Source organism: Halovivax sp., from assembly GCA_007119345.1.
GTDB lineage: Archaea > Halobacteriota > Halobacteria > Halobacteriales > Natrialbaceae > Halovivax.
This window is the reverse complement of the sequence record SKPV01000158.1, coordinates 17,726-37,080: the sequence shown is the minus strand read 5'-3', so window position 1 is coordinate 37,080 and position 19,355 is coordinate 17,726. Positions and strand designations below refer to the sequence as shown.

Below are 19,355 nucleotides of genomic sequence, written 5' to 3'. Positions count from 1 at the left end.
TCCTCGTTCTCGCCGTCGCCAGGGGTCTCCTCGCCGCCGTCCTCGTTCTCGTCGTCCCGCTCGTTGCCGTCGAGGGCGTCCCCGTCGTCCGCGAGCTCGACGGCCTCGTGCGCGTCGAAGTAGGCGACCGCGCCCGGGTGCAGCGGGATGGACATCCCGTCGAGGACGGTTTCGACGTCGATGAACTCCGCTTCGACGGTGAGCTGATCGGCGTTGTCGAAGATGGCGGCGGTCACCTCCTCGACGATCTCCGCGTCGACGCCGTCCCGAGTGGTGAGCATCGCCCGGACGGAGACGGTCTCGACGTCCTCGTCGATCCCGTCGTAGGTGCCGCCGGGGATCGCGTCCGCGGCGAAGAACTCGACGTCGCCGACGAGCTCCTCGCGGACGTCGTCGCCGATCTCGAGGACGGCGACGTCCGCGGTCGCGGCGAGGTCCGCGACGGCCCCGACCGGCGGGCCGCCGACGACGAACGCGGCGTCGACGTCGCCGTCGGCGAGCTGATTGGCCGCGGTCGAGAAATCCGTGTTCAGCTCCGTGAACTCCTCGACCCCCGCGACCTCGAGGATCTGGCGGGCGTTGACTCGCGTGCCGCTGCCGACGTCGCCGGTGTTGACGTCCGCGCCCGCCAGATCGCCGATCGTCTCGGCGTCGGTGTCGCCCCGCACGAGGACGTGGATCGTCTCGGGGAAGAGCGTCGCCACGCCCCGGAGCGCCTCGATCGGCTTGTCCTCGAACGCCTCGAGCCCCGTGCCGTGGAACGCGAAGAAGTTGATGTCGTTCTGGATCAGGGCGAAGTCGGCCTCCCCGCGGGCGAGGTTGCCGACGTTCTCCACGCTCGCGCCCGTCGACTTCACCAGGAGCTCGTGGGGCGTCTCCGCCTCGACGATCGCCTTGAACTCCTCGCCGAGGGGAAAGTACGTGCCGCCGGTCCCGCCCGTGTCGAGCGTGAGCGCGCGCCCGTCCGCGGTGGTTTCCTCGTCGTCGCGCTCGTCCCCCGGACGGCCCGTCATCACGACGCTCCCCGCGATCCCGGCGACGCCCAGGAAGCGGCGTCGGCCGATCGCTCGCACCATGGGAGTGCTTCGACGAGTATGCTCATATAGCTGACAACCGGTCGGCTGTACTCTCTGCCGGGAACGACGGTCCGCCCGATCGACCGGTCGCCGGCGCCACGGTCGGCTCGTCGCGCCCGTCCGGCAGCGACGGCGATCGCCGGGTCGGCCGCTCACTCCCCCGACGGCGCCGGGGAGGTCTCCGGCGTCGGCGTCGCGGCCTCCCGTCGGCGGTTCGAGATCGAAAGGACGACCAGCATCGCGAGGCCGACGACGCGGAGCGAGAACGTCGCGGCGAACGTCGTCGGCAGGGAGGGGCCGCCGGCGATCGCCAGCAGCGGGTCGGCGATCAGGAGCGCCAGCTCGGGCACCATCAGCAGGATCGACGAGATCGAGAACAGCGCCCGATCGAGCCGGTCGACCTCGGCGTACTGGTAGCCGATGATCGTCACGCCGAGCGCGTAGACGCCGAGGAACATTCCGACCACGGGGATCGCCACCTCGGGGACGAAGAAGCCGACCTCCATGACGTCCGCGGTGCCGATCATCCGCGGCCCCTCGTCGGTGATCCGGAGCATGAGGATCCCCGGCGAGAAGACGAACGCGAACGGGACGAGGATCTTGTTCAGCGAGAGCAGGAAGGCGATGACCGCGGTTCCGAACTCGTCGGATTTAGCGACGCCGGCCGCGGCGAAGGCGGCGACCGCGACCGGCGGGGTGACGTCCGCCATCAGGCCGAAGTAGAGGATGAACAGGTGGGCGGCGAGCAGCGCCACCCCGAACTCCTCGAGGGCGGGGCCGAGCATCGCGACGAGGATGATGTACATGACGGTCGTCGGCATCCCGAGCCCGAAGATGATGGCCGAGACGCCGGTCAGCAAGAGGAGGACGATGAAGGAGCCGCCGCTCACCGAGAGGATGAGCGAGGTGAGGTTCGGCCCGAGGCCGGTGACGCTGATGACGCCGGGGATCACGCCCGCGGCGGCGACCGCGACGACCACCGTCGTGGCGGTGCGCGCGCCGGACTCCATCGACTTCAAAATGAACGCGCCGAACCGGTAGGCCGGGTTGGTCGCCATCCCCGGTCGGCCGATCGCCTCGGCGCCCCGCTCGGCGGCGTCGTCGACAGAGTCGTCCAGGTCGAGCAGCGGCGTCTCGAGGCGCGGCCTGAGGACGAGAACGGCGAGGCTCACGACGATGGCGATCAGGGCGAGGTCGAAGCCGGTCGTGGCGACCGCGCCCTCGAGCGAGCGAGGGGTGCCGGGGGCGGCGGTTCCGAGGACGACCCGGATCGCGTCGACGATGCCGACCCCGTAGGTCGCGTAGGCCGCGACCTGGGCCGCCCAGAGGCCGACGATGGTGGCCAGCAGCGGGACGCGGGTGCGCTCGTTGTAGGCGGCGACGACCGCGATCAGCGCGACCACGGAGACGATCGTGAACCAGCCGGCGCGGTTGATCGACAGCCGCAGCCAGATGAGAAAGTACAGCAGCAAGACGAGCGGGAGGAGATAGAACCAGCCCCGCTTGAGGTGGCGTCTCATGTTCGGCAGCTCGGACCGCGGGAGGCCGCCGATGCCGCCGCGGATCGCCTCGAAGTGGACCATCACCCACATGCCGAAGAAGAAGGCGATGGCCGGCAGCGTCGCGGCGATGATCACCTCGGCGTAGGGCGTCCCGGTGAACTCCACGATCAGGAAGGCGGCGGCGCCCATCACCGGCGGCAGCATCTGCCCGCCCGAGGACGCGGAGGACTCGACGGCGCCCGAGAACTCCGGCGAGTACCCCGAGCGCTTCATCAGGGGGATCGTGAAGGCGCCGGTGGTCACCGTGTTGGCGATCGACGAGCCCGAGAGCATGCCCATGAAGCCGCTGGAGACGGTACTCGCCTTCGCCGGGCCGCCCTTCCGAGTGCCGGTCGCGGAGTAGGCGAGGTCGATGAACCACTTGCCGGCGCCGCTCATCTCGAGGAACGCGCCGAAGAGGATGAAGATGTAGATGAAGCGGACGCTCACCGTCACGGGCGTGCTGTGGACGCCCGCTTCGACGGTGTACCAGAGGTTGTAGACGATGCTGTCCCACGTGGTCGGCGTGATCGACAGCGCGCCGATCGCCGTATCCCGCGGGATGTGGTGGCCCAGGCGGGCGTAGACGATGAACAGCGAGACGAGGGTCATCAACAGCACGCCGAGCGCGCGCCGGGTCGCCTCCAGCACCAGGAGGATGCCGATCACGCCGAGCAGGAAGGCGTAGGACACCTCGTCGATCGGGATTCCGATCGCGGCGACGGCCATCACGAGCGGCTCCAGCGACGGGTACACCTCGTGGGCCGGTCGGGCGTCCTGGATGCCGAAGACGGCGATCTGGCGGATCTCGTCGAACTCGGTGACGATGTAGTAGGTCGGCAGGATCGAGAGGAAAAAGAAGAGGACGTCCACCGGCGTGATGCGGTCCATGTTCGGGTCGACGGCCAGCCAGCGACCGGTCGCCCGGAGCCGTGCGGCGACGGCGGTGAGCGGGTGCTCGTCGCCGAACTGGCGCCGCGCGGCGGGCTCGATCCGCCCGAGCCGGCGCGAGATGGAGCCGTCGCCGCGGGTCGGGGGAAACAGCAGGAACGTCAGCAACAGCGCGAACATCACGTGGATCGAGTTGATCTGGAGCTGCTGGAGGGAGACGAGGCGCACCTCGCCGACGACGGGCAGCGTCGCGCCGATGACGAACCCCCGCGCGGCGATCCACACCTGGAACGCCGAGAAGGTGATGCCGATGAGCGCGACGAGGATCACCGCCGCGCCGCGGAGCGTCCGCCGACGCTCGACCTCCCGGAGGATCTCCTCCGCCTCCGCCTCGCTGAGCTCGTCCGAATCGCCCGGCTCTACACTCACGGTCGATCGCCCCCGCGGATTCGTCCGGTCCGACCCGCTCTCGCGGTCCGGCGGGCGCTGTGGGAGAGACGCGTCCGCCCGGTCGGTCGTGGCCGCCGTTTTCGCTCGCCGCCCACCCGTCCACGTCGCTCGCCGCCCACCCGTCCACGTCGCTCGCCGCCCACCCGTTCAGGTTCACCGAGCGTGCGCCGCGGACGAGCACGGCGGCGAGTCATGGACGCTCCTCGCACTCCTCGGACGTGCCGACCGACTCCCCGGACGGATCGATCGATACCCCGGACGTGCCGATCGCCTCGCCCGACGGAGCGGCCGCCGATTCCACCGCTCGCTCCTCCACGAACAGGACGACGGTCGATCCGTCGGACCGGTCGACGAGGTCGTAGCACTCGCCGCCGACGTGCAGGACGTGCCCGGCGATCGATCCGGGTGCGACGTACACGCGATCGTACGACCGGTCGACCGAGACGACGAACCCGTCGTCGGTTCGGTTCACCGCGGCCTCCGACGGGAGACCCGCGCCGTACGACGAGAACACCGTCCGGTCCATCTGCAGCTCGGTGCCGTCGATCTCGTAGACGTCCTCGACGTCCGTCTTCTCGACGCTGTGGGTGTACGCGAGCGTGAGTTCGTCCCCGTCGGTCACCGGAACGTCGAGGAGCGACTCGTTCGTTTCGGCGTCGGCGACGACGAGCGTCCGGTTCGCCTCCGCGGAGGTGGTGGCGGAAGTCGACCCGTTCTCCGCCGCGAGGGCGGTCGGGGTCTCCGGGCCGTTCCCCGTCGCGGAGGCGGTCGCGGTTTCGGTCGTGCGCTCCGCCGCCGAACCACCTTCCGGCACGGTCGCGTCGCTCGCACCGGCAACACCGACCGCCGTCACACCAGCCGCCGCTACGCACAGCGCGAACAGCGCGACGGCGAGGTGCCGCCGCGTTCGGGGCGGCGCTGGTGTCGACACGTATCGGTACACTCACGACGGGGCTCGACCGAGGAGGTCGACTCCCGGGCGAACCCGATCACCTGCCCGTGCTATTCGTCCTCGTCGTCCATCTCTTCGTCGTCCATTTCCTCGTCGTCCATCTCTTCGTCGTCCATTTCCTCGTCGTCCATCTCCTCGTCATCGTCCATCTCGTCGTCGAGTTCGACGCCCTGGGCGTCGAAGTAGGCCTCCGCGCCCGGGTGCAGCGGGATGGACATCCCGTCGAGGGCGCTATCGAGGTCGATGAACTCGGCCTTGATCGTGACGTCGTCGGCGTTGTCGAAGATGGCGGCGGTCACCTCCTCGACGATGTCCTCGTCGACCGCCTCGTGGGTGGTGATCATCGCCTGGACGGAGACGGTCTCGACGTCCTCGTCGACGCCGTCGTAGGTGCCGCCCGGGATCTCGTCCTCGGCGAAGAACTCCACTTCGTCCAGGAGCTCCTCGCGGAGGTCGTCGCCGATCGCGACGACGTCGATGTCGGCGGTCGTCGCCAGCTCCTCGACCGCGCCCACCGGCCAGCCGCCGACGATGAACGCGGCGTCGATGTCGCCGTCGCGCAGCTGGTCGGCCGCGGTCGCGAAGTCGGCGTTCTGCTCGTCGAAGTCCGTCACGCCGGCCGTCTCGAGGATCTGCAGGGCGTTGACCTGCGTCCCGCTGCCCAGGTCTCCCGTGTTGATCGTCGCCCCCTCCAGGTCGGCGATCGACTCGTAGCCGGCGCCCTCCTCGGTGAGGACGTGTATCGTCTCCGGATACAGCGACGCGACGCCCCGGAGGTTCTCGATCGGGTTCCCCTCGAACTCCTCGAGGCCGGTCCCCTCGTACGCGAAGAAGTTGATGTCGTTCTGGATCAGGGCGAAGTCGGCGTCTTCGCGCGCCAGACTCCCGACGTTCTCGACGCTCGCCCCCGTCGACTGCACCTGCAAGCCGTGGGGCGTCTCCCCCTCGACGATCGTCTTGAACTCCCCGGAGAGCGGGAAGTAGGTCCCGCCGGTCCCGCCGGCGTCCCAGACGAGGATCTGTCCGCCCTCTTCCGCGTCCGGATCTTCGAACTCGTCTTCCTCCGGTTCGTCGTCCTCGTCGTCGTCCTGGAGAACGCCCATCAATGCGATACTTCCCGTGGCCCCGACGACGCCGATGAAGTGACGCCGGTCGATCTCTCGCGCCATGATAGCAATTCACGGAACCTACAAACATATAATTGTCAATCATAATACCTGATTGTTTCGCGACGCCGACCGTCCACCTCGGGTGATCATCCGGATGGAACGATGAAATGCCTCACTACCTTTACGATTCGAAACAGTTAATCCCGCCCCGCGGCAGGCACGTGATATGCAGACGATTGACGCAGCCGACTACCACGATATCGTGCGGGTCGCGGACCCGCGACTGTCGCCGGACGGCGAGCGGGTCGCGTTCGTCCGCACGGTGCCCGACGACGAGGAGTCCTACGAGGCCACCGTCTACGTCGTCCCGCTCGGCGGGGGCGACCCCCGCCAGTTCACCGTGGCCGAGGGCGTCGACAGCGAGCCGCGCTGGCACCCCGACGGCGACTACCTGGCGTTCGTGAGCACCCGCGGGGCGGACGACGACCGGCCGCAGCTGTGGCTGCTCCCCGCGGACGGCGGCGAGGCCCGTCAGGTCACCGAGGTGGCCGGCGGCGTCTCCGGGGTCGAGTGGAGTCCCGACGGCTCGCGCATCCTCTTCACCCAGCACTCGACCGCCGAGGACCGCGAGGAGGGCCGGGACCTGTCGGTCGATTCCGACTACGAGCCCGAAGAGCCCGACCCGAGGGTCATCGACCGCATGGTCTACCGCTCGATGCAGCGGTACTTCGACGGCAAGCGCAGCCACGTCTACGTCCTCGACGTCGAGACGGCCCTCGACGGCGAGCGCGAGGACGCCCTCGAGCGACTCACCGACGGCGACGCCGACTACGTCGGACCCGCCTGGGGCGACGGCGAGACGATCTACTACGCGAGCAAGCGCGGGGAGGAGCCCGACGACTCCGTCGAGTTCGACATCTACGAGCACCCGCTCGACGCCGCCGCAGAGGGGGACGTCGAACCCGAGGCCGTCGCCGAGACCACGGGCTGGGGCGGGATGATCGAGGCCACGACGGACGGAAAGATCGCGTTCCCCCGCACGCCCGAGGAGAAGCTCACGATGCGCCAGACCGACATCGTCGTTCACGACCGCGACACCGGCGAGGAGGTCACGCCCACGGCGTCACTCGACCGCGACGTCGCGTACGGCGGCGGATTCCAGTGGGGTCCCGACGAGGAGCGCCTCTTCTTCGCCACGCCCGACGAGGGCTCGGTCGTCGTCTGGTCCGCACCCGGCGACGCGAGCGCCGACCCCGAGACGGTCTACGGCGACGGCGTCACCGTCGAGGGTTTCGACGTCGGCGACGACGCGGTCGCGTACGTCCAGAGCGAGTGGGACCACCCCGGCGACGTCTTCGTCTCCACCCGCGGCAGCAACGAGGCCACCCGGCTCACCCGGGTCAACGACGAGTACCTCACCGACCGCGCCGTCGCCCAGCCCGAGGAGCTGCGGTACGAGAACGAGGCGGCGGATACGGACGAGGCCGTCGAGTTGCAGGGCTGGGTACTCACGCCGCCCGACTTCGACCCCGAGGAGACCTACCCGCTGGTCGTCGAGATCCACGGCGGCCCGCACGCCCAGTGGACGACCTCGGGGACCATGTGGCACGAGTTCCAGACGCTCGCCGCGAACGGCTACGTCGTCTTCTGGTCCAATCCGCGGGGCTCGACCGGCTACGGCGAGGACCACGCGATGGCCATCCACCGCGACTGGGGCGACGTCGCCCTCGAGGACGTCCTCGCGGGCGCGGACCTCGTCTGCGAGCGCGAGTACGTCGACGCGGACGAGCAGTACGTCACCGGCGGCAGCTACGGCGGCTACATGACCGCCTGGACCGTCGGCTCCACCGACCGCTTCGAGGCCGCCGTCTCCCAGCGCGGCGTCTACGACCTCACCGGCTTCTACGGCTCGACCGACGGCGCCCTCAAACTCGTCGAGTACGACTTCGGGACGACGCCCTGGGAGGAACCCGAGTTCCTCTGGGAGCACTCGCCCGTCTCGCTGATCCCCGAGGTCGAGACGCCGACCCTGCTCATCCACTCCGACCGCGACTTCCGCACGCCCGCGAACACGGCCGAGCTGTTCTACGTCGGCCTGAAGAAGCACCGCGTCGACACGCGGCTGGTCAGGTATCCTCGAGAGGGCCACGAACTCTCCCGCTCGGGCGAGCCCGGCCACGTCGTCGACCGCATCGAGCGCATCGTCCGCTGGTTCGACGGCTACTCCGACTACGCGGACGTGCCGCCCGCGCTGGAGCGCGATCCGGACGCCGGGTTGTCGGCGGCCGAGGACGGAGGCGAGGGCGATGGCGACGAGGACGGAGGCGACGAGTAACTCGCGCGCCGACCGCCTCGCGGCGGATCGGCCCATCGCTCGCGTTTCCGCGGCCCCTTCCTTCGCTCGGGACCCCGCTGCTCGCGGGTCGTTCTCTGCTCACGGGCGCCTCGCGCCCGCTCGCACGGCTCGAGGGATCTTCGGTCCATCGCTGCTCCTCGCTCGCCCAATCGAGGACTCCGATCCGCTCAGTCCTCGCTCACGCCGTCCGGAACGCCCGGTCGCCCGCGTCGCCCAGCCCGGGGACGATGAAGCCGTTCTCGTCGAGGTGATCGTCGATCGCCACCGTCAGCAGGTCCGCCTGCGGGAACGCGTCGCCGACGCGAACCAGCCCTTCGGGCGCCGAGACCGCCGAGAGGACGATCAGGTGCTCCGGGTCGGGCGCGCTCTCCACGACGTGTTCGAGGACCGCGCACATCGTCGAACCGGTCGCGAGCATCGGGTCCGCGACGATGACGGTGTCTTCCTCCCTGATCTCGGGCAGCTTGACGTAGTCGATCGTGATCGGGAACGAGCCGTCGCCGGTGCGACCGGCTTCCTCGTCGCGACTGGCGCTGATGACGCCTTGGCGAGCCCGCGGGAACGCCTTCAACAGCCCCTCGACGAACGGCGTCGCCGCGCGGAGGACGTTGATGATCACGACGTCGTCGAGCCCCTTCACCCGCTCGCCCATCGTGGGCTCGAGCGGCGTCTCGAGCTCGACGTACTCGGTCTCCATCCGCCCGTCGATGATCTCGTAGCCGCAGATCCGTCCCAATTTCACGAGCCCCTTGCGGAAGCTCACCTGTTCGGTCTCCACGTCTCGGATCCGCGAGAGCGTGTCCTTGGCGAGGGCGTGCGTGACGAGGTAGGCGTCCTCTCGATCTTCGATCGTCATCTCGTGTCGAGACAGTACAGCCGGGTAATATAAGGTATCGGTCCGTCAATCCACGACGATGCGGACGGTCGAGGCGTCCAGATTCGTCGCCGCCGGGCCCGATCGGGTGAGCCGGCTCCTCACGCCCGAGAGCATCGTCGCGTACGAGGGCACCTTCGAGGTGACCGAGGTGACGCCGCGGGGAGCGGAGGGCGACTGGCTGGTCGCGGTCGGGGCGCGCGGGCTCGACGCGACGTTGCGGTTCGAACCGCTCGAGGACGGCGACGGCTTCTACTACGAACAGCTCGGCGAGGAGGGGCCGCTGGCCGCGATGGAGACGACCCTCGTCTGGCGGCCGGAGAACGAGGGGACGCGCGTCACCGCGACCTCGTCGGTGTCGCTGGGCGTCCGGCCGGCGTCCCTCGCCGACCGGATCGCCGCCTGGAAGCGCAAGGGGGAGCTACGGCGCGCCCTCGAGGCGCTCGCCGCGGACGCCGAGTGAGTCGGGAGCGGGGCCCGGTCAGTGGGTGACGAGGTACGTCAGGGCCATGATCACCAGCGTCAGCACGAGCAACCGCATCCAGGTGAACTCGACGGCCCCGCCGAGATCTGCGAGCGTGAGGACGATCCCGGCGAATGCCGCCGAGAGGATCGCGTTCAACGCGAAGAGGACGCGCGGATCGCCCGTCGACGACTCGATACCGTCCGAGATGGACATCTGATGGGGATGTTCGCTCCGGTCGAATAACTGTATCGCTCGACGGTTCCGTTTCCCGTCTCGCTCGGCTGATAACCCTCGTCACGCCCAGCGGCGGGTCGTCTCGCCCGAAAGACGCGCCTCTTCTCGTCCAGCGGCGGGTCGTCTCGCCCGAAAGACGCGCCTCGTCACGCACGACCTCGTGTCCTCGCGCCGATCGGCGTGTCCTCGCACCGATCGCCGTTCGCCGGCTGCCTGCGGATTCACCGGGACGAACTATGCCGACGGAACGCGTACAGTTACTAGCCATGAGCGTCCGTCTTCGGAACGACGAGGGGACGCCGGTCGACCCAGTGCCGTTTCTGGTCGTCTCCCTGCTCGGGGTGCCGCTGCTGATCGGCTGGGGTCCGGTCTACCTCCTCGAGTGGGGCGTCCCGCTCGGTCCCGCGGTGGCGATCTCCGCGATCGGCTCGGTCGGGGTCGCCGTCGGCGCCTACCACCGCTACGTCCTGACCGCGCGCCCGGAACACCGCGAGGAGGTCCCGGCGGCGCTCCGGCTCCGGCGGCTGCTCTACGGGATCACCGCCGGGATCGCGCTCCTCGCCGGGCTGACGATCGCCGTCGTCTTCTTCTCCTGACCTGCCGCTCACCGCACGACGAACGCGTCGTCTTCGACCCCGGGGTACGGGTGGTCCGCCCCGGCGACCGCCTCGCGTTCGGACTCGGTCGCCAGGCACTCGTCGAGCTCCGCGACCAGACGGTCCTCGTCCAGGTCGCGGCCGATGAACACCAGTCGCACCTCGCGATCGCCCCACTCGGGGTGCCAGCGGTCGGTCGGTCGGTTGTCGCGGTAGAGCGACCGCTCTCGCTCGGGAAGACTCGCGATCCAGCGGCCCTCGCTCTCGACGCGGATCGACGGGCCGGCGACGTGGAGCACCTGCACGACGTCGTCGCGGCCGGCCACCCAGAATCGTCCCTTCGCGCGGACGACGCCGTCCGGGAGGGATTCGAGGAACGCGACGAGCCGGTCCGGGTGCAACGGCCGATCCCGGCGGTAGGCGAACGAGGTGATCCCGTACACCTCCTCGGGCGTTCGGTGATCGTGGCCCTGGCCGTGGTCGTGTTCGTGGTCGTGGCCCCGGCCGTGGTCGTGTTCGTGGTCGTGGCCCCGGCCGTGGTCGTGACCCTCGCCTTCGCGACCGCCGGCCGCCGCTTCGTCCCCGGCGATCCGATCGTACGCGCGTTTCCAGCCCGCTCGTTCACCCGCCTCCAGCGGGTCGAAGCGACCGGTTCCGAGCACGTCGCCGGGGTCGACGGCGCCGAACGTCGTCGGGACGACCTTCGCGTCCGGCCGGATCGCCCGCACCAACTCCGCGACGCGCTCGCGCTCCGTCTCGGACAGCAGGTCGCACTTGTTGCAGAGTACGACGTCCGAGAACTCCACCTGTTCGATCAGCAGGTCGGCGAGCGGTCGCTCGGCCTCGCCCGGTGCGGTCTCCCGCTCGAGCGTCCCGTCGCCCGCGAACGCGTCGTGGAAGCTCCGGCCGTCGACGACCGTCACGGTCGTGTCCACGTCGTACCTGGCGGCCGCCCGAGACTCGGTGGTGAACAGGCGCGCGATCGGCTCCGGTTCGCTGATCCCCGAGGCCTCGACGACGAGGTAGTCGAACTCGTACTCGCGGGCCAGCCGCGTCACCTCGGTCTCGAGGTCGTCCTGGCGCTCACAGCAGATGCAGCCGTTCGAGAGCTCCGCGATCCCCGACGCGTCGGTCAGGGCGTCCCCCGTCGAGAGCAACTCCGCGTCGACGTTGATCTCGCCGACGTCGTTGACCAGCACCGCGATCGACCGTCCGTCGTTGTGCTCCAGGAGGTGGTTGAGGGTCGTCGTCTTGCCCGCGCCGAGGGCCCCGCTGAGGATCGTGACGGGCACGCGTTCGGCCATACGCCCACGTTCGTTCGTGCGACAATGACGCTGTTGGTGGCGCGGGTCCGACGCCACCATCGAGGAGCCGGTTCCGCCGCGGGATGGGGCGGGCCCGTCGATCCGACGACGATACGCTTTTGCTCTCCGATTGATTTGTGGTACCACATGACGCTGGCAGAACGGATCGCCGCCTACCGTGCGGTCGTCGAGGAGTGGCTGCGCGGACTCTACCACGGGATGATCTCGCATCCGGCCTACGAGAAGATCGAGAAGGAAGCGGAGGATCTCGAGGACGCGTTCATGCTCGCGTGCTTCCCCGACGCGTTCGGCATCCCGAGCCCCGTTTCCTACTACACCGCCGAACTCCTGCCGTACCTCGAGGCCGAGTACGAGGCCTGGGAGCGGCGCATGTGGGACCGCGACACGCTCGTCGAGCGCAAGGGCCAGCAGTACCACTTCTGATGGTCCGTTTCGTCTTCTTCGGCGGAAAGGGCGGCGTCGGCAAGACCACCGTCTCCAGCGCTCACGCGCTCGAGTGCTCGCAGGCGGGGCTCGAGACGCTGCTCGTCTCGACGGACCCGGCCCACAGCACGAGCGACGTGTTCGGCCAGTCGTTCGACGACGAACCGCGGCCCGTCGAGGGATACGACGGCCTGTCCGCGATGGAGATCGACCCCGAGCAGGAGGTCGAGGACCACCTCATGGACCTCAAGCGCCAGCTGGGCAATCAGCTGAGCGCGGCGATGGTCAACGAGATCGATCTGCAACTCGAGATGGCCCACCAGACGCCGGGCGCCTACGAGGCCGCGCTGTTCGACCGCTTCGTCGACGTCATGCGCGACCCGGAGCCCTACGATCGGATCGTCTTCGACACCTCCCCGACGGGCGGCACGCTCCGGCTGCTCTCGCTGCCGGACCTGCTCGAGCGCTGGATCGACCGGCTGATGTACAAGCGCGAGAAGAGCATCGACCTCTTCGAGAAGGCGGCGATCGGGAACCGAGAACCCCGCCGCATGGCCGAAGGCGATCCGATCCTGGAACGACTTCGGGAACGCAGGGAGCGCTTCGAGTTCGCCGGGCGCGCCCTCCGCGAGGACGCCGCCTTCTACCTGGTGATGAATCCGGACACCCTCTCGATCCGCGAGACCCGCCGCTCGGTCGGGACGCTGACGGCGGCCGACCTCGACGTTCGCGGACTGGTGGTCAACCGACTCACGCCCGAGCCGGACCCCGACGAAAACGGACGCGGCGGTCGATTCCTCCGCGACCGCGTGGCGACCGAACGCGACCGGCTCGCGGAGATCGAGGAGACGTTCGATCCGCCGGTCGTCGCGGCCATCGAGACGCGGGTCGAGGAGGTCCGCGGCGACCTCCTCGCGGAGGTCGCCGACGAACTCCGGATCGACGTCGCGCGCGCGGGGTCGACGACGGATTCGCCCCCTTGATCCCGTCGAACTCTCCCTCTTGATCCGGCGTCGTTTACCGCTGGGAATTTAGTTTCCACGGATTTAGACCGAAATCATATCCGTTTATTACCGCGATCCCGCATATCCGGGATCACTTTGATGAATATTTATATTGGATCAACGTGAGCACTGGCACGGGGAGACATACCAATGGCAGGCATCATCTGGATCGTGGCGCTGGTACTCGTGACCTTCTCGGTCGCGTATCTCGGCTACGGCCGATACCTCTCGCAGTTCGTCGACCTCGACGACTCGAGAACAACGCCGGCGCACAGATACGAGGACGGACAGGAGTACGTACCGGCGAAGAAACCGGTACTGTTGGGGCATCACTACTCGAGCATCGCGGGCGGGGCACCCATCGTCGGCCCGATCACGGCGGCGCTGGTCTGGGGCTGGGTGCCGGCCGTGCTATGGGTCGCCATCGGCAACCCGCTGCTCGGCGCAGTCCACGACTTCACCTCGCTGTCGAGCAGTCTTCGCCACGAGGGGAAGTCGATCGGCTACATCATCGGCGAGTACGTGGGCGAACGCGGCAAGAATATGCTGCTGTGGTTCGCCTTCCTCCTGGTGATCCTCGTCGTGGCGGTGTTCGCGCTCGTCATCGGCGTGGTGTTCAACGCGTATCCGCAGGCGGCGACCGCCAGCATCATTTACATCGCGCTGGCGTTCATTTTCGGGTTCTGGCTGTATCAGCTGGGGCTCCCGTTCTCGGTCGGGACGGTCGTCTTCGTCTCGGGCATCTTCGCGTCGGTCTGGGTGGGTATCCAGTATCCGATCGCCCTGTTCGGCGCGGAGTTCCCGACCGCCGACGGGACGACCGTCCTGTTCGGCGAGACCGCACCGTGGTTCGTCCCCGAGATGCTCGGCAGCGCCAACATCGGGGCCTGGCTCATGGTGATCCTCGTCTACGGCGGGATCGCCAGCGTGTTGCCGGTCTGGATGCTGCTCCAGCCGCGCGATTACCTCTCGTCGTTCCTGCTGTACAGCGGGGTCGGCGGGGCGCTGCTCGCGGTCATCGTCGGTACCTTCATCACGGGGATGGACGCGACCCACGAGGGCGCCGAACTGAGCTTCGACATCGCGATCGGGGCCTGGTACGGATTCCTCGGCCAGGACGGGCCGCTCGCGGACATGCTCCCGATCATGCCGCTGTTCCCGCTGTTGTTTATCACCATCGCGTGCGGAACGATCAGCGGCTTCCACTCGCTGGTGTCCTCGGGGACGACGGCGAAGCAGCTGAACAAGGAGACCGACGCGAGGCTGATCGGCTACGGCGGGATGCTCGGCGAGGGCCTCCTCGCGGCCGTCGCGCTGTGTGCCGTCGCCGTGATCGCGCTTCCCGCCGCGGACGGCGGCATCGGGCTTGCGCTCCCGAACTTCGCGACCGGCGGCGGCGCGATCCTCACGGCGTTCGGCATCCCGATGTCCTACGGCGCCCCCTTCATGGCGCTCGTCCTCGCGAGCTTCCTGCTCACGAGCATGGACACTGCCGTCCGACTCGGTCGATACATGATGGAGGAGGTTATCGGCACTCCGGAGACGACCGTCGAGGAGTACGGCGCGAACATGTACGTCAACACGACGGTGATCGTGATCGCGGCGTTCGTACTCGTCGGCAGCGGTCGGTGGGAGGACCTCTGGCCGCTGTTCGGCGGCGCGAACCAGCTGCTCGCCGCGCTGGCGCTGCTGACCGGCACCGTCTGGCTGGCCAACTGGGACGAGGCCAAACAGCTCGTCAGCACCGGCGTCCCGATGGCGCTGATGGCCGTCATCACCATCTTCGGGCTGACCTGGCTCGCCGTCTACCAGGTGTTCTACCTGAACGTCCTGGGCGAGGGCGCCGAGCCGTTCGAGACGCCCCTCGAGTTCATCGCCGGCGGCGTCCAGATCCTCGTCGCGTTCGTCCTGATCGGCCTGGCCATCGCGCTGATCAGGATCGGGTACGGGAACCTCCGGGACGTCGGCGCGATCGGTGAGGAACCGGCGGTCACGGACGGGGGTGAAGCCGGAGAGACGGACGACGACTGAGCGGATCCGCGTCGATCAGAGCTGGAACCGCCGGGCGATCAGGTCGAGCACGCCCGGTTCCGCCCGTTCGATCTCCTGCCAGAGCCGGAACGCCGTCGCGACGTCCGCGTTCTCGCTCGCGACCAGCGTTTCGGCGTCCGGATCGACGACGATCGCGTTGAGTTCGTAGTGGCCGTTGTAACCGAACTTCAACAGGGTGCGATCGGAAAAGTCCGCCACGCGTTTCTCGAGGGACTCCGGGATCGATTCCGTCACGACGACGAAGGTGAAGTCCGTGCTGAAGTGCTCTTCGTCCGGCTCGATCCACTCCTCGGCCAGCTCGTGACCGAGATCGACGAGGCGATCGAGCGTTCCGTCGTCAATCCGCGACCGGCGCGTCACGAACAGGTGTTCGGTCGACTCGTGGTGGGCGAACGACAGCGCCGGGTGCAAGAAGTGCTTCCGGCTCGTCAGTTCCATCCGTCCGTAGAGCTCGAAGCGCTCGCCCCGGATCGACCGGTCCTTCTCGAGGTCGTAATTGTACAGCAACCGTCTGCTCACTCCGTGGAGGTACTCGTCGTCCCACTCGGGGAACTCCTCGGTCGCGTCCTCGCTCTCCGCGCCGGTCCCGGGTTCCCGCTCGGACTCGCGGCTGTCGCCCGGCGACCGTGAAACGTCACTCATGTGTTCACACATGCCAGTGACCCCGTATATACTCACCGCCGGGCGGTCGGTCGGACGCGGACGGCCCATCCGGCCCGGCCCGCCGTCGGGCGCCGCCGGTCCGAACGTTCATAGGACTGCCGCCCGTTGGCACGTGTATATATGGCCAAGCGCACGGAGTCATGCGGCCGGTGCAGCGTCACGACCGTCCTCGACGCCACCGAGGCCGTCGACGGCGACGACGAGCACGGCGGCGGTCGCAACCCCTTCGACGGACCCCGGATCGAGGTTCCCGAGGACGACCTCCGGCGGGCGTCGTTCGTCGCCGTCTGGCTCGGCCGCCTAAAGGCCCGACTCGACGCGGCGGCCCACCGGCTCACGTACGGTCGGTAACTCCCGCGGATCGACCGCCGACGACGCGCCGCGGGCGTCCTATTTGCTCCCTCCGACGACCCGTCCGCCCGTCCGCCGTCCGGCGACTCCGCGCCGGACCCGGCACCTCCGGCGAAGAGGTTTATAACCCTCCGTGCCATAGCCCCGCGCCAATCGGATGGAAGAGAGCATCTCCGGATTCAAGATCCGCGGCGACTGGGGCGACGTCGTCGAACACGGCGAGCGGATCACCTCCGCGCTGCGGGAGGCGGACGTCCACGACCCGGACGCCGACTACGGCGCCCGGTTCGTCAGGGCCTTCGAGGAGTGGGACGAGTGGCGCCCGAAGTCCCACGAGCGTCTCGACAGCGACGTCAGCGAGAAGACCGCAGAGCAGGCCCACCTCGAGGAGGGCAAAGGCGAGAAAGCCGGCAAGGCGCCCGACGAGGACATCAAGACCGCCGGCGAGAAGCTCTCGGAGTCCTACGCCGCCCTCGAGGACGACGACGCCGACGAGGCCGTCGGCAACTGGAAGGAATCGGTGGGTTACGTCGCGCGGGCGGCCGACTCGGCGAGCCGGAAGGCGATCCGCCGGGTCGAGGACACCGTCTACCAGCGCGTGATGACCCAGCTCGCCCCGTACTACTTCGACAACGAACTCGTCAGCGCCAACATCCAGCAGGCCGGAGGCCGAAACGGCGACGAGGAGTTCGTCTTCGAGGTGAACGTCAACGACGACGTCCTCAAGGACGACGTCTCCGACACCCTCGCCGAGTTCGAGGACGAGGTCGACCGCTGGCACGTCGAGACCGAGAAGGACGTCGAAGCGGCCGAGGCCATCGAGGGCGCCGAGGCGCCCCCGGAGCCCGAGGACAACTCGAAGTTCACGACGAACTGAGGCGTCGTCGCGGCCGACTCGCCGGAGAACGTCGTCGCGGGTCGGCACGCACTTGTAGGGGCCCCAAGTAAGCCCGGGTAGATGGTCGACCTCGCGACGCTGGGGACCTTCGCGATCGCGTCAGTGGCCAGCCTCTTCATGGCGTGGTCGATCGGCGCCGGCTCGAGCGGCTCGACGCCGTTCGCGCCCGCCGTCGGCGCCAACGCGATCTCCGTGATGCGGGCCGGCTTCCTCGTCGGCATCTGCTGCCTGCTGGGGGCGATCTTCCAGGGAGCGAACGTCTCCGAGGCGGTCGGCGGCGAGCTGATCGAGGGCGTCACCCTCTCGGCCGAGGCGGCGACGATCGGACTGACCGTCGCGGCGGCGCTCGTCGCGATCGGCATCTTCAGCGGCTACCCGATCGCGACGGCGTTCACCGTCACCGGCGCCGTGATCGGCGTGGGCTTCGCGATGGGCGGCGACCCGGCGTGGTGGAAGTACCGGGAGATCGCCGCGCTGTGGACGCTCACGCCGTTCGTCGGCGGCGCCATCGCCTACTACACCGCCCGCGCGCTCCGTGAGGAGCCGATACCCGAGCACCACGTCGTGTTGGTCCTCGCGGGAATCGTCGGCGCCCTCATCGCGAACATCGAGTTCGCGGTCCTGGGTCCGTCCGGCGGCGGCGCCTCGATCGCCGTCGAACTGGCGGGGGCGCTTCCGGTGTCGACGCTCGTCGGGGCGGGTCTCGTCACCGCGGCGCTGGCGCTCCTTTCGGCGGGTGCGCTCGGCTGGGACATGCGCAGCGGGACCACGGTCGCCGAGCGCCACTTCCTGCTCGTGATGGGCGCGCTCGTGGCGTTCTCCGCCGGCGGCAGCCAGGTCGGCCTCGCCGTCGGGCCGCTGGTGCCGCTGTCCGGCGACGTGGGCCTCACGATCACGGCGTTGCTCGTCGGCGGCGGGGTCGGCCTCCTGGTCGGCGCCTGGACCGGCGCGCCGCGGATGATCAAGGCCATCTCTCAGGACTACTCCTCGCTCGGTCCGCGACGATCGATCGCCGCGCTCATCCCGTCGTTCGCCATCGCCCAGGTCGCCATCCTCTACGGCATCCCGGTGTCGTTCAACCAGATCGTCGTCAGCGCGATCGTCGGCAGCGGCTACGCCGCGGTCAGCGCCGGCGGCGGCGTCAGCCCGCGCAAGATCGGCTACACGTTTCTGGCCTGGGGGCTCTCGTTCGCGGGTGCCATCGTCATCAGCTTCGGGATCTACCGCGGCTACGCGATTGTTCTCGGGTGAGGCGACGGCGAGATCGGCCCGCCGCCCGTCGTCGTCGACGCCGCGGAGACCGGCCTCGACGCCGCGGAGACCGACCTCGGGCTCGCCGGGACCGACGCGGCCGGCGCGTCGGATCGAACGTCCTAATGCGCTCCGCTGGCGAGTCTCTGGTATGACCGAGGCCGGATCCGTCCAGTGGCGCCGCGACGCCGACACCTCCGCGACGATCCGCTCGCTGTGGGCCGTCGGCGTCGGCACGCTCCTCGCGGCCATCTCGCTGGTCGTCTTCGGACGGCTGTTCTTCATCACCGGCGAGACCGCCGGCCAACCGCTCGTCGTCGCCGGACTGGTCGCGCTCGCGGTGACGATCCTGGCGTTCGCGATCGCCGGCCGGACCGAGCAGCGACTGGCGTCGATCGCCCGCTACGTCCCCGGGTTCGACTACGAGCCCGGCGGCGGCGACGGACTCCGCCGGGCGCTCGACGCCGCGGTCGGGGCCGTCGTCATGGCCGCCGTCATCGTCACCTTCGACCTCCTGGTGGGCGGCAACGTCGGCGAGCTGCTCGCCGCGCTCACGATCCCGCTCGCGCTCGTCGTGTTGGTGGCCGCCGTCTTCCTGCGATCGACGGGCGCGCTCGACCGCGAGGAGGGCGTCCTCTACCTCTACGACCCCGAGGACGCGATCGACCTCGACGACCTCGCGGCGGTCGCGCCGCGCTACGTCGGCGACACCGCGATCGTCAAACTGCGCTACCGCCAGCCCGACGGCGTCTACGTGCCCGGGCCGCGCCGACTGGTGGTGCCGGCCGCCGTGGCGCGGGAGCTGGAGGCGACGGTGGGGACGCGGTAGCTCCGCGGGCGCCG

Annotated in this window: 18 protein-coding genes; 10 read left to right on the top strand and 8 right to left on the bottom strand. The window is 69.1% G+C overall.

Annotation, left to right across the window (positions count from 1 at the left end; translation table 11 throughout):
* The 4 genes from QZT59_RS10820 to QZT59_RS10805 form a co-directional block, all read right to left on the bottom strand.
* The coding region (locus QZT59_RS10820; protein WP_290815706.1) for a TAXI family TRAP transporter solute-binding subunit at positions 1 to 1,076 on the bottom strand (1,076 nt) is incomplete at its 3' end.
* A gap of 152 nt (positions 1,077 to 1,228) precedes the next feature.
* Positions 1,229 to 3,937: a TRAP transporter permease gene (locus QZT59_RS10815; protein ID WP_290815703.1), complete on the bottom strand. Its 2,709-nt coding sequence runs from the start codon at positions 3,935 to 3,937 to the stop codon at positions 1,229 to 1,231.
* 211 nt (positions 3,938 to 4,148) lie between these two features.
* The gene (locus tag QZT59_RS10810) at positions 4,149 to 4,811 is read right to left on the bottom strand and encodes a DUF1850 domain-containing protein (protein WP_290815700.1); all 663 of its coding nucleotides are present in this window, start codon (positions 4,809 to 4,811) and stop codon (positions 4,149 to 4,151) included.
* 149 nt (positions 4,812 to 4,960) lie between these two features.
* Positions 4,961 to 6,079, bottom strand: coding sequence for a TAXI family TRAP transporter solute-binding subunit (locus QZT59_RS10805; protein WP_290815697.1), 1,119 nt, complete (start codon positions 6,077 to 6,079; stop codon positions 4,961 to 4,963).
* 166 nt (positions 6,080 to 6,245) lie between these two features.
* On the opposite strand from QZT59_RS10805, the gene QZT59_RS10800 reads away from it, so the two are divergent.
* Positions 6,246 to 8,354 carry a S9 family peptidase gene (locus QZT59_RS10800; protein ID WP_290815694.1) on the top strand — a complete coding sequence of 703 codons (2,109 nt, stop codon included), beginning with the start codon at positions 6,246 to 6,248 and terminating at the stop codon, positions 8,352 to 8,354.
* A 199-nt stretch (positions 8,355 to 8,553) separates the two neighbouring features.
* Here QZT59_RS10800 and upp read toward each other — a convergent pair whose 3' ends face one another.
* A complete protein-coding gene (gene upp, locus QZT59_RS10795; protein WP_290815690.1) occupies positions 8,554 to 9,231 on the bottom strand; it encodes a uracil phosphoribosyltransferase in 678 nt (225 codons plus the stop codon).
* A gap of 58 nt (positions 9,232 to 9,289) precedes the next feature.
* On the opposite strand from upp, the gene QZT59_RS10790 reads away from it, so the two are divergent.
* Positions 9,290 to 9,712, top strand: a complete 423-nt coding sequence (locus QZT59_RS10790) for an SRPBCC family protein (RefSeq protein WP_290815687.1) — start codon at positions 9,290 to 9,292, stop codon at positions 9,710 to 9,712.
* Between the two features lie 18 nt (positions 9,713 to 9,730).
* On the opposite strand, the gene QZT59_RS10785 is transcribed toward QZT59_RS10790, so the two are convergent.
* Complete coding sequence (locus tag QZT59_RS10785) at positions 9,731 to 9,928, bottom strand: hypothetical protein (RefSeq protein WP_290815683.1); 198 nt, start codon at positions 9,926 to 9,928, stop codon at positions 9,731 to 9,733.
* Between the two features lie 287 nt (positions 9,929 to 10,215).
* Between QZT59_RS10785 and QZT59_RS10780 the strand changes: the two genes are divergently transcribed.
* The gene (locus tag QZT59_RS10780) at positions 10,216 to 10,545 is read left to right on the top strand and encodes a hypothetical protein (RefSeq protein ID WP_290815679.1); all 330 of its coding nucleotides are present in this window, start codon (positions 10,216 to 10,218) and stop codon (positions 10,543 to 10,545) included.
* 8 nt (positions 10,546 to 10,553) lie between these two features.
* Here QZT59_RS10780 and QZT59_RS10775 read toward each other — a convergent pair whose 3' ends face one another.
* Positions 10,554 to 11,849 carry a GTP-binding protein gene (locus tag QZT59_RS10775; protein ID WP_290815675.1) on the bottom strand — a complete coding sequence of 432 codons (1,296 nt, stop codon included), beginning with the start codon at positions 11,847 to 11,849 and terminating at the stop codon, positions 10,554 to 10,556.
* Positions 11,850 to 11,996: 147 nt separating this feature from the next.
* On the opposite strand from QZT59_RS10775, the gene QZT59_RS10770 reads away from it, so the two are divergent.
* From QZT59_RS10770 to QZT59_RS10760, 3 genes are all read left to right on the top strand, one after another.
* Positions 11,997 to 12,293 (top strand): hypothetical protein, encoded by a 297-nt coding sequence (locus QZT59_RS10770; RefSeq protein WP_290815672.1) that lies wholly within the window; start codon positions 11,997 to 11,999, stop codon positions 12,291 to 12,293.
* Positions 12,293 to 13,276, top strand: coding sequence for an ArsA family ATPase (locus tag QZT59_RS10765; RefSeq protein ID WP_290815669.1), 984 nt, complete (start codon positions 12,293 to 12,295; stop codon positions 13,274 to 13,276). Before QZT59_RS10770 ends, QZT59_RS10765 begins: the two co-directional genes overlap by 1 nt.
* Positions 13,277 to 13,447: 171 nt before the next feature.
* On the top strand, positions 13,448 to 15,328 hold the full coding sequence (locus tag QZT59_RS10760; RefSeq protein WP_290815666.1) for a carbon starvation protein A: 1,881 nt from the start codon (positions 13,448 to 13,450) through the stop codon (positions 15,326 to 15,328).
* A 15-nt stretch (positions 15,329 to 15,343) separates the two neighbouring features.
* Here QZT59_RS10760 and QZT59_RS10755 read toward each other — a convergent pair whose 3' ends face one another.
* Positions 15,344 to 15,991: a hypothetical protein gene (locus tag QZT59_RS10755; protein ID WP_290815663.1), complete on the bottom strand. Its 648-nt coding sequence runs from the start codon at positions 15,989 to 15,991 to the stop codon at positions 15,344 to 15,346.
* A gap of 141 nt (positions 15,992 to 16,132) precedes the next feature.
* On the opposite strand from QZT59_RS10755, the gene QZT59_RS10750 reads away from it, so the two are divergent.
* The 4 genes from QZT59_RS10750 to QZT59_RS10735 all read left to right on the top strand — a co-directional run bounded on the left by QZT59_RS10750 (position 16,133) and on the right by QZT59_RS10735 (position 19,341).
* Positions 16,133 to 16,363 carry a hypothetical protein gene (locus QZT59_RS10750; protein ID WP_290815661.1) on the top strand — a complete coding sequence of 77 codons (231 nt, stop codon included), beginning with the start codon at positions 16,133 to 16,135 and terminating at the stop codon, positions 16,361 to 16,363.
* A gap of 157 nt (positions 16,364 to 16,520) precedes the next feature.
* On the top strand, positions 16,521 to 17,240 hold the full coding sequence (locus QZT59_RS10745) for a DUF5828 family protein (protein WP_290815659.1): 720 nt from the start codon (positions 16,521 to 16,523) through the stop codon (positions 17,238 to 17,240).
* 81 nt (positions 17,241 to 17,321) lie between these two features.
* The gene (locus QZT59_RS10740) at positions 17,322 to 18,512 is read left to right on the top strand and encodes an inorganic phosphate transporter (protein WP_290815656.1); all 1,191 of its coding nucleotides are present in this window, start codon (positions 17,322 to 17,324) and stop codon (positions 18,510 to 18,512) included.
* Positions 18,513 to 18,663: 151 nt separating this feature from the next.
* Complete coding sequence (locus tag QZT59_RS10735) at positions 18,664 to 19,341, top strand: hypothetical protein (RefSeq protein ID WP_290815653.1); 678 nt, start codon at positions 18,664 to 18,666, stop codon at positions 19,339 to 19,341.
* The last annotated feature ends 14 nt before the right edge of the window (positions 19,342 to 19,355 follow it).